At 58.5% G+C, this 1,096-nt stretch carries 2 protein-coding genes; one reads left to right on the forward strand and one right to left on the reverse strand.

Features of this window, described 5'->3' with window-relative positions; genetic code table 11:
- Positions 1 to 619, forward strand: a 619-nt coding sequence (locus EOA86_RS35750) for an invasion associated locus B family protein (protein ID WP_164892372.1), incomplete at its 5' end; no start/stop codon positions are given.
- A gap of 109 nt (positions 620 to 728) precedes the next feature.
- Here the strand turns inward: EOA86_RS35750 and hspQ are convergent.
- A complete protein-coding gene (gene hspQ, locus EOA86_RS35755) occupies positions 729 to 1,052 on the reverse strand; it encodes a heat shock protein HspQ (RefSeq protein ID WP_029352484.1) in 324 nt (107 codons plus the stop codon).
- Positions 1,053 to 1,096 lie beyond the last annotated feature (44 nt).

Below are 1,096 nucleotides of genomic sequence, written 5' to 3' on the forward strand. Positions count from 1 at the left end.
GAACAGCAACGCGTACCGCCTGTCGGTCCTGGCCGCTGGCGTGGTCGGCTTTCTGGGCGCACAACTTCCAGCAGCTCTCGCGCAGCAGCAACAGCAGATTCCGCAGGGTTGGTTCAAAGCCTGCACCAAGCAGGAAGACGTCGACATCTGCAATGTCCAGAACATCACCACTGCCGGTAACGGCCAGCTCGTCACCGGCGTCAGCCTGATCGAATTGAAGGGCAAGATAAACCGCAAGGTGTTCCAGGTGACGGTTCCGACCGGTCGCCTGGTTCCTCCCGGCATTGGCCTTCAAATCGATACCGGGAAGGCGCAGAAGCTCGATTATGTGATCTGCTTCCCCGACCGCTGCGTTGCGGAAGTGCCGCTGACCGACCAGCTCGTCGCCTCCTTCAAGAAGGGTTCGAACCTGACGCTGACCCCGGTCAATTTCCAGAACCAGCCGAACCCGATCAAGATCGCGCTGACTGGCTTCAGCGGCGCCTTCGACGGGCCGCCGCTGCAGCAGTCGGACATCGAGGATCGGCAGAAGAAGCTTCAGGATTTCGTTGCCAAGAACAATCAGGACTTCGCCAAAAAGCTCAAGGAAGAGCAGGACAAGGCGAAGACCGCCAACTGATCGCCCCTAAGGGCGACTAAGACAATTTCCAAGGAAAAAGCGGGGTCATGCCCCGCTTTTTTGTTCCGGACGACATTTCTTGAGCCCATCGGGCCCGCAATCCGTCAGGTCAATGTCTTGACTGGCGTCTCGGCTCGTAGCGTCCGTCCGGCCTCTTGTCGAACATCTCGCCGATCTCCGGATGCCGCACCGGTTCGCCAGACTGATCCTCGAGCAGGTTCTGCTCAGACACATAGGCGATGTATTCCGTTTCCGAATTCTCGGCGAGCAAGTGGTAGAAGGGCTGGTCCTTGCGCGGCCGCACATCCGCTGGGATCGCCTCGTACCATTCGTCGGTGTTGGCGAATTGCGGGTCGACATCGAAAATGATGCCGCGGAACGGAAACAGCCGGTGGCGAACCACCTGTCCGATCGAGAATTTGGCTGTTTTCATCATCGTACTCACCACTAAGTCCTAGGAGTGCCACGTCCTTGGAA

It is taken from the genome of Mesorhizobium sp. M5C.F.Ca.IN.020.32.2.1 (genome assembly GCF_004023105.1).
In the GTDB taxonomy this organism is placed as follows: Bacteria; Pseudomonadota; Alphaproteobacteria; order Rhizobiales; family Rhizobiaceae; genus Mesorhizobium; species Mesorhizobium wenxiniae.